Below are 8,354 nucleotides of genomic sequence, written 5' to 3' on the forward strand. Positions count from 1 at the left end.
CGGGGTCGGACCCCGAGGGGTCCGACCCCAGATCCACGCCGTCGGGTTTTCTCGACCTCACCCCACTGGAGCCGCCATGCTGACCGACCAACAAAAACAAGACTATCAACGCGACGGCTACCTGGTGCTGCCCGGTTTTAAGAACCTCGACGAAATCGCCCTGCTGCGCCAACGCGCCGCGCAGATTGTCAATGAATTCGATCCAACCGAGGCGGCCGGCATCTTCACCACGCGCGAGCAGGAGAAGCGCACCGACGACTACTTCCTCGGCTCCGACAACAGCATCCGCTGCTTCTTCGAGGAGGAGGCCTTCGGCCCGGACGGCCAGCTGAAGCAGGACAAATCCCTGTCGATCAACAAGATCGGCCACGCCATGCACGACCTCGACCCGGTGTTCCGCGCCTTCTCGGCCGACGCCCGGCTGGCCGCCGTGGCGCGCGATCTGGGCCTGCGCGACGCCCGGGTGTGGCAGTCGATGTACATCTTCAAACAGCCCGGCATCGGCGGCGAGGTGCGCTGGCACCAGGACGCCACCTACTTCGAGACCACGCCGGTCAGCGTCACCACCTTCTGGTTCGCACTGGAGGACGCCACCCTGGACAACGGCTGCCTGTGGGCCGAGCCGGGCGGCCATCGCGGCCCGATGCGCGAACGCTTCGTGCGCCACGGCGACCAGGTGTCGGTCGAAAAGCTCGACAGCACACCCTGGCCGGACGACGGCGGCGCCGTGCCGCTCGAATGCAAGGCCGGCAGCCTGGTCTGCTTCCACGGCCTGCTGCCGCACTACAGCGCGCCGAACCGCTCGCCGGTCTCGCGCCACGCCTACACGCTGCACGCCACCGACGGCGCCACCACCTACTCGCCGCGCAACTGGATCCAGCGCGACGCCGCCTTCCCGGCGCGCGGTTTCATCTAAGGCCGCCATGGAAATCCTGATCTTCGCCCCGCACTGGGGCAGCAACGAACTGGCGCCGCAAGCTTTCATCGAGCGCGTGCTGGAGGCCGGTTTCGACGGCATCGAGATGTCGCTGCCGCAGGAGCCGGTGGCGCGCGCCGACTGGTTGCAGCGCATCGCCGACGCCGGCCTGGGCCTGATCGCCCAGCAGTGGGAGACGGTGTTCCACCCCGGTTTCGAGGCGCAGCACGGCGCGCTGGGCGAACTGCTGCACAACGCCTGCTCGGCGCGTCCGCTGCTGGTCAATTCGCACACCGGCAAGGACTATTTCACGCCGGCGCAGAACCGCGCGCTGATCGAGCTGGCCGACGCCATCGGCGCGCAGTACGGTGTGCCGGTGCTGCACGAGATCCACCGCAGCCGCTTCAGCGGCCACCCGATGCTGCTGCTGCCCTATCTGGAGCAGTTGCCCGGGCTGCGCCTGACGGCCGACCTGTCGCACTGGTGCTGCGCCTGCGAGTCGCTGCTGGAGGAGCAGCCGGAGACGCTGGCGGCGGTGCTGCCGCGCGTCGGCCACATCCACGCCCGCGTCGGCCATCCGCAGGGGCCGCAGGTGGCCGACTTCCGCGCGCCCGAGGCGCAGCAGGCGCTGGCGCGCCACCTGCAATGGTGGGACGAGGTGGTGGCGCTGCGCCACGCCGCCGGCGCCAGACAGATCACCCTGACGCCGGAGTTCGGCCCGGTGCCCTACACCCAGACGCTGCCCTACAGCGGCCAGGAGGTGTCCAACGCCTGGGAGCTGAACGTGGCGATGCTGCAGTTGCTGCGCGCCCGCTACGGCCGCAACCGCGCCTGAGCACCGCCGGCGGCGCATGCCAACCCCAAGAACGTGAATCCGGGGTCGGACTCCCCGCCTTGGCGCCGCGGGTCCGACCCCGGCTCCACGCGGTTGGGTAGTGTTGGGGTTGCGGGCGCCGCCGCCTCACTGCGTTGTCGGCCCGGCCGCCGCCGGCAAATCCAGCGGCAAGGTCAGCACCACGCTGGTGCCCTCGCCCGGCGCCGACTCGATGGCGATCTTCCCCTTCAACACGGCGGTGACGATGTTGTAGACGATGTTCATGCCCAGCCCTGAACCGCCCTGCCCCATCTTGGTGGTGAAGAAGGGATCGAAGATGCGGCGCAGCGTGGCCGGCGCCATGCCACGGCCGTCGTCGCGCAGCACCAGGCGCACCATGCTCTCGCCCTCGCGCCGCGCGCCGATCGTGATGACGCCGCTGTCGCGCCCCTCGAAGCCGTGCAGCAGCGCGTTGTTGAGCAGGTTGCTGAGCACCTGCCCCAGGCTGCCCGGATACGAATCGAACTGCAGATCCTGCGCCACCTCCTGCCGCACCGTGCAATTGGCGCGGCGCAGCTGCACCGCGTAGGTGGCCAAGGTGTCGTGCAACAGCTCGTCGAGGCGGAAACGGCGCCGCTGGCCGCTGGCCTGGTCGACCGCCACCTGCTTGAACGACATGATCAGTTCGGCCGCGCGCGCCAGCGAGCCGGCCATGATGGCGCAGGCCTGGCGCACGTCGGCCAAGTGGGCCTGCAGCACCGAACGCTTGACGCCGCCCTCGCCGCCCAGCTTGCGCTCGAAATCGCCGGTCATGTCGCTCAGCGCCGTGGCGGTCAACAGGCTGTTGCCGATCGGCGTGTTGAGCTCGTGGGCGATGCCGGCCACCAGCGCGCCCAGCGAGGCCATTTTCTCGGCCGTGATCAGGCTCTCCTGCAGGCCGCGCTGCTCCTCCAGCGCCAGGCCCAGTTGCCCGCTCAGCTCCAGCCGGCGCTGCCAGGCCACCAGCAGGGCGGCGATCAAGGTGCTGATGATGAGACCGGCCACGGCGATCAGGCCGACGGCGGCCGGATCGCGGCTGTAACGGCTGCCGGGGCGGCCCTCGAATTTCAGCACCCAGCGCCGCTCGCCCATGCGCAGATCGCCCTGCGCGCTCACGCCGGGCACGGCCTGCGGCGGCGCCGCCGCGCCCAGCGGCCCGGCGCTGTCGAACATCAGGTTGTCCACGCTGGCCGGCTTGGCGCCGCCGTCGCGCAGATAGCCGGCGTCGTTGACGCTGACCCGCAGGTGCTGCAGCAGCGCCGGGTCGATCACCTCGCGCATCAGCGTGTTGACGCGGAAGACGATGGCGACGAAGCCGACCAGCGCGGCGCGGCGCTGTTCGAGCGTGCGCAGCGGCATGCCGTTGCGGTAGATCGGCGCGCGGGCGACGAAGCCGGGCTGGCCGCTGGCGTCCTGCACCAGCGTGATGCGCTCGGTGGCGACGATGTTGCCGCTGTCGCGGCCCAGTTCGAGCGCCTGCAGGTGCGGCGCCAGCGCCGCCAGGTCGAGGCCGAAGGCGTTCTCGTTGCCCTTCAGCGGCTCGGTGTATTCGATGACGTAGTGCTCCTCGCGCGCGCTGACCGGATGGACGCGGAACTGCGGATAACCGGCGCCGCCGTCGCTGCGGTCCCGCCGCACCGCCGCGACGAAATCGGCCAGGCCGGCCTGCGGCACGCGGCGGACAAACTGGATCGCCTGGAAACCGGGATAGCGCTCGACCACATTGAGCTGGCCGATGAAGCGCAGGAACTGGCCGCGCTCGATGCGGTCGTCCAGCGCGTACATGCCCTTGATGCTGAGCAGCATATCGAAATAGGTCTGCAGGCGCACCTCGGTGTCGCGCTGCACCTTGTCGCAGTCGCGCTGGAAGCGCAGGCCGATCTGCTGCTGCTGCGCGTCGGCCACGTACAGGCAGACCCAGACCGTCAGGCACAGGCCGACGATGAAGGCCAGGTAGCCGTAGGCGCGCATGGCCGGCGCGCGCTGGCCTTGGGGGACGACAGCGTGCGCCATGCCGCGCCGCCTAGTGGACCGGGTCGGCGAAGCGCGCCGCGATGGCCATGAATTGCTCCTCCACGGTCAACATGGCGTCGACCACGTCGGGGTCGAAGTGCTCGCCGCTGCCCTGGCGGATCAGTTCGAGCGCCGTCTCGTGGGTGAAGGCCGGCTTGTAGACGCGCTTGGAGATCAGCGCGTCGTAGACGTCGGCCACCGCCATCAGCCGCGCCGCGACGGGGATGGCGTCGCCGGCCAGGCCCTGCGGATAGCCCGAGCCGTCGAACTTCTCCTGGTGCGAATAGGCGATCTCGCGGGCGTAGCGCAGGAAGGTGTTGCTGTGGCCGAGGTGCCGCTCGACGCCGGCGATGGCGTCGCGGCCATACACGGTGTGCAGCTTCATGATGGCGAACTCCTCGTCGTTGAGGCGGCCCGGCTTGAGCAGGATGGCGTCGGGGATGGCCACCTTGCCGATGTCGTGCAGCGGCGCGGCCTTGTACAGCAGCGTGATGTTGGCGTCGCTGAGCTCCTCGGCGAAGCGGCGCTGCGGCTGCAGCTGGCGCGCCAGCGCGGCGACATAGTGCTGCACGCGGCGGATGTGGTTGGCCGTCTCGTAGTCGCGCGTCTCGGCCAGCGAGGCCATGGCCCAGACCACCGCGTCGAGGGTCTGGCCGAGCTCGCGGGTGCGCTCCTCGACCAGGTGTTCGAGCAAGCTGCCCTGGTGGCGCAGCAGGCGGCGCGCCTGGGCCAGTTCGAGCTGGGCGGCGACCCGCGCCAGCAGCGTCTCGGCCAGCAACGGGCGGCGGATCACGTCGGCGGCGCCGGCGGCGAAGCTGGCGCGTTCGGCCTCCTCCTGGCCCGCCGCATGCAACAGCAGCAGCGGGATGGCGGCGGTGTCCGGGTTGGCCTTGAGTTGCCGGCACAGGGCGGCGGCGGCGTGCCCGGCCGGGCCGGCGTCGAGCAGCACCAGGTCGGGCCGCGGCAGCTGGCCGGCGATGCGCAGGGCGTCGGCGGCCTGCTCGACCAGCCTGACTTCGTAGCGCTCCTGCAACAGCGCGCCGAGCCGGACCAGCTGCTCGGGCAGCGGGTCGACGAGCAGAATCAAGGCCTTGCTGGGGGGATTCATAAACGACTTCTCCGGGCGGTGCGGTGCGAGTTTCCAGTGGTCATCATACCCGAGCGTTCTTGCCCGAGGAACATTTTTCACGGAAATAGCTTGCAACTCAATAGCGCACTACCTATACTTCGGACATGAACCCCGTGAATCCCCTGCCCCCCATCCACCGCGTCGCCCCAGGGCGCGCCATGGCGCCCGCCGCCGACGCCGCCAGCCCGGCCGACGCCGCCAACCCGCTGCGCCAGGTGCCCCAGCTCGACGGCCAACTGTGCTTCGCGCTGTATTCCACCTCGCTGGCGATGAGCAAGCTGTACCGCAAGCTGCTGCGCCAGCTGGGCCTGACCTATTCGCAGTACCTGGTGATGATGGTGCTGTGGGAGCGCGACGGCCTGACCGTCTCCGAGGTCGGCGAGCGCCTGTTCCTCGACTCGGCCACGCTGACCCCGCTGCTCAAGCGCATGGAGCTGGCCGAACTGATCACCCGCACCCGCGCCGCCAGCGACGAGCGCCAGGTGATCATCTCGCTGACCGCGCAGGGCGGCGCCATGCGCGCCGAGGCGGCCAAGCTGCCCGAGGCGATCATCGGCGCCACCAAGTGCAGCCTGCCGCAGGTGGTCGCCCTGCGCGAGGAGCTCAACGCGCTGCGCTCCAGCCTGAGCCAGGCGCTCTGACGGCGCCGCCGCGCCGGCGCCGCGCCGCCATGCGCCGGCCGCGCGGCGGCCTCGGCAAAGATGCCCGGCGCGTCGTAAAATAGCCGGACCACTTACAGCCCCCGGCCACGATGAGCACTTCCGCACCGATCTTCACCTCCCCCGAGCACGTCAGCGCGGCCCTGCGCGGCGACGGTTACGCGCTGCTGCGCCCGCAGGACGTGGCCGCGCTGGCCGGCTGCCCGCTCGCCGCCTTGGCCGAGCTGGAGGCCAGCTGGGACCAGCTGGCGCCGGACAACTACCTGAAGGACGGCGGCCGTTACCGGCGCCGCCGCCACTCCTGCTTCGTCCAGGACGACGGCGCCGCGCCGCGCCAGGTGGCGCACCGCAGCCACTGGCAGCCGCTCGAATACAACGCCCTGCACGGCGGCATGAACCGGCTGTTCGAGCCGGTGCTGGCCGAGACCGTGGCGCGGCCCGCCTGGGGCGCGCTGATCGGCGCCGTCGGCGCGCTGTGCACGGCGGCGCGCGGCGGCGCCGCCCACCCCTGGTACATCGAGGCGCACCAGTTCCGCATCGACACCACCGACGGCATCGGCCGGCCCACGCCGGAGGGCGCCCACCGCGACGGCGTCGACTTCGTCGCCGTGCTGCTGGTCGGGCGCCACCAGATCAAGGGCGGCGAGACGCGCATCTTCGAGGCGGCCGGGCCGAACGGCAAGCGCTTCACCCTGACCGAGCCGTGGAGCCTGTTGCTGCTCGACGACGCCAGCGTGATCCACGAGTCGACCCCGATCCAGCCGCTGGGCCGGCACGGCCACCGCGACACGCTGGTGCTGACCTACCGCGCCGGCGCCTTCCAGGGTCAGAACTAGAATCCACACGGCAACGGAAAAGCCACCCGCGAGCGGGCAAATCCGCTATAGTCACATGACTCATCGAGCAAGACGCGGGGGGGTTCTGCGGCACGCGGCCGCGACCCGCCGGCTTTCCAGGAGACGGCCCGTGGACAGCAGTTACGACATCCAACCCGACGAAATCGAGATCCTCATCGTCGAGGACAGCCCGACCCAGGCCGAGCGCCTGCGCCGGTTGATCCAATCGATGCGCTACGGCGCCCGGGTCGCCGGCAACGGCCGCCTGGCGCTCGAAGCGATACGCGCGCGCAAACCGCATCTGGTGCTGTCGGACATCGTCATGCCGGAGATGGACGGCTACGAGCTGTGCCGCGCCATCAAGGCCGACGCCGGGCTGCGCGACATCCCGGTGATCCTGGTGACCTCGCTCAACGACCCGAAGGACATCATCCGCGGCATCGAGTGCGGCGCCGACAACTTCATCCGCAAGCCCTACGCCGAGGAGTACCTGCTCAACCGCATCGGCCACATGCTGATGAACCAGAAGCTCAGGCGCGGCCAGAACATGGAGGTCGGCATCGCCCTGGTGCTGGGCGAGCAGAAGCACTTCATCAACGCCGAGCGCCAGCAAATCCTCGACCTGCTGATCTCCACCTACGAGCAGGCGGTGCAGGTCAACAGCGAGCTGCAGGCGCGCGAGCGCCAGGTGATCGAGTTGAACATGCGGCTGGCCCACCACGCCGGCGAGCTCGAAACCATCAACCGCGAGATCGCCCTGAAGAACCTGGAGCTGGCCGAGGCCAGCCGGATGAAGTCGGCCTTCATCGCCAACATGTCGCACGAGCTGCGCACCCCGCTCAACGCCATCATCGGCTTCACCGGCGCGCTGCTGATGAAGCTGCCCGGCCCGCTCACCGGCGAGCAGGACAAGCAGCTCAACACCATCCGCACCAGCGCCCGCCACCTGCTCTCGCTGATCAACGACATCCTCGACGTGGCCCGCATCGAGGCCGGCAAGGTGACCCTGCTGGTCGAGCCGGTGCAGTGCCAGGAGATGGTCGCCGCCGTGGTCGACTCGCTGCGCCCGCTGGCGGCGCAGAAGGGCCTGGCGCTGGAGGTCGAGCTGGCGGCGCAAGCGATCACCGTCGACACCGACCGCCGCGCGCTGACGCAGATCCTGATCAACCTGGCCAACAACGCCATCAAGTTCACCGAGCGCGGCGCGGTGCGCCTGAGCCTGAGCCAGCGCCGCGACGACGGCCAGCTGCTCACCGAGTTCGCCGTCACCGACAGCGGCGCCGGCATCCGCGAGGAGGACCAGGCCAAGCTGTTCCAGGCCTTCTCCCAGCTCGACTCGACGTCGACCCGCCATGTCGAGGGCGCCGGCCTGGGCCTGTACCTGTGCCAGAACCTGGCCAACCTGATCGGCGGCACCCTGTTCTTCCGCAGCGACTTCGGCCACGGCAGCACCTTCACGCTGACCCTCAAGAGCCGCCATTAGGCCACGGCGGCGGGCAGTCAGGCAGCAAGCGAACATGCACGCCGGCGCGACGGCGGGACGGAGGAGCAAATGGCGGCACGCATCCTGATCATCGAGGACAATCAGGCCAATCGCGATCTGATGGTCTACCTGCTGACGGCCTTCGGCCACCAGGCGCTGGCGGCGGCCGACGGCGAGCAGGGCCTGGCGCTGGCGCGCGCCGAGCTGCCCGACCTGATCCTGTGCGACCTGCAACTGCCCGGGCTGGACGGTTACGGCGTGCTGCGCGCGCTGCGCGCCGACCCGGCCACGCGCGCCATTCCGGTGCTGGTGGCCAGCGCGCTGCCGCCCGGCGAGCAGCGCGAGGCGCTGCACAGCGCCGGCTTCAACGGCAACCTGAGCAAGTCCGACGAACCGGAGTCGCTGCTGGCGACGCTGCAGGCCTACCTGCCACCGGCGCTGCGCGTGGCGCTGCCGGGCGCGGCG

The 8,354-nt window shown here is 70.2% G+C and carries 8 protein-coding genes; 6 read left to right on the forward strand and 2 right to left on the reverse strand.

Features of this window, described 5'->3' with window-relative positions:
• Positions 1-76 precede the first annotated feature (76 nt).
• Both H7U20_RS13145 and H7U20_RS13150 read left to right on the forward strand, forming a co-directional pair.
• Positions 77-916, forward strand: coding sequence for a phytanoyl-CoA dioxygenase family protein (locus H7U20_RS13145; RefSeq protein ID WP_199759603.1), 840 nt, complete (start codon positions 77-79; stop codon positions 914-916).
• Between the two features lie 7 nt (positions 917-923).
• Entirely contained in the window at positions 924-1,751 is an 828-nt protein-coding gene (locus tag H7U20_RS13150) for a sugar phosphate isomerase/epimerase family protein (RefSeq protein WP_199759604.1), read from the forward strand.
• A gap of 126 nt (positions 1,752-1,877) precedes the next feature.
• Here the strand turns inward: H7U20_RS13150 and H7U20_RS13155 are convergent, their stop codons facing one another.
• Complete coding sequence (locus H7U20_RS13155) at positions 1,878-3,782, reverse strand: CHASE domain-containing protein (RefSeq protein WP_233410735.1); 1,905 nt, start codon at positions 3,780-3,782, stop codon at positions 1,878-1,880.
• A gap of 10 nt (positions 3,783-3,792) precedes the next feature.
• Positions 3,793-4,890: an HD-GYP domain-containing protein gene (locus H7U20_RS13160; RefSeq protein WP_199759605.1), complete on the reverse strand. Its 1,098-nt coding sequence runs from the start codon at positions 4,888-4,890 to the stop codon at positions 3,793-3,795.
• A 179-nt stretch (positions 4,891-5,069) separates the two neighbouring features.
• Here H7U20_RS13160 and H7U20_RS13165 point away from each other — a divergent pair, with 179 nt between their 5' ends.
• The 4 genes from H7U20_RS13165 to H7U20_RS13180 all read left to right on the forward strand — a co-directional run.
• Entirely contained in the window at positions 5,070-5,552 is a 483-nt protein-coding gene (locus H7U20_RS13165; protein WP_199759612.1) for a MarR family winged helix-turn-helix transcriptional regulator, read from the forward strand.
• 110 nt (positions 5,553-5,662) lie between these two features.
• A complete protein-coding gene (locus H7U20_RS13170) occupies positions 5,663-6,406 on the forward strand; it encodes a 2OG-Fe dioxygenase family protein (protein WP_199759606.1) in 744 nt (247 codons plus the stop codon).
• A gap of 130 nt (positions 6,407-6,536) precedes the next feature.
• Positions 6,537-7,889, forward strand: coding sequence for a hybrid sensor histidine kinase/response regulator (locus tag H7U20_RS13175; protein WP_199759607.1), 1,353 nt, complete (start codon positions 6,537-6,539; stop codon positions 7,887-7,889).
• 69 nt (positions 7,890-7,958) lie between these two features.
• On the forward strand, positions 7,959-8,354 hold a 396-nt coding region (locus H7U20_RS13180), incomplete at its 3' end, for a response regulator (protein ID WP_199759608.1).

The organism is Rugamonas violacea, assembly GCF_016461825.1.
In the GTDB taxonomy this organism is placed as follows: Bacteria; Pseudomonadota; Gammaproteobacteria; order Burkholderiales; family Burkholderiaceae_D; genus Rugamonas.

Coding starts and splice junctions, on each gene's coding strand:
- H7U20_RS13145 (WP_199759603.1), top strand. CDS start 77: ATGCTGACCGACCAACAAAAACAAGACTATCAACGCGACGGCTACCTG.
- H7U20_RS13150 (WP_199759604.1), top strand. CDS start 924: ATGGAAATCCTGATCTTCGCCCCGCACTGGGGCAGCAACGAACTGGCG.
- H7U20_RS13155 (WP_233410735.1), bottom strand. CDS start 3,782: ATGGCGCACGCTGTCGTCCCCCAAGGCCAGCGCGCGCCGGCCATGCGC.
- H7U20_RS13160 (WP_199759605.1), bottom strand. CDS start 4,890: ATGAATCCCCCCAGCAAGGCCTTGATTCTGCTCGTCGACCCGCTGCCC.
- H7U20_RS13165 (WP_199759612.1), top strand. CDS start 5,070: ATGGCGCCCGCCGCCGACGCCGCCAGCCCGGCCGACGCCGCCAACCCG.
- H7U20_RS13170 (WP_199759606.1), top strand. CDS start 5,663: ATGAGCACTTCCGCACCGATCTTCACCTCCCCCGAGCACGTCAGCGCG.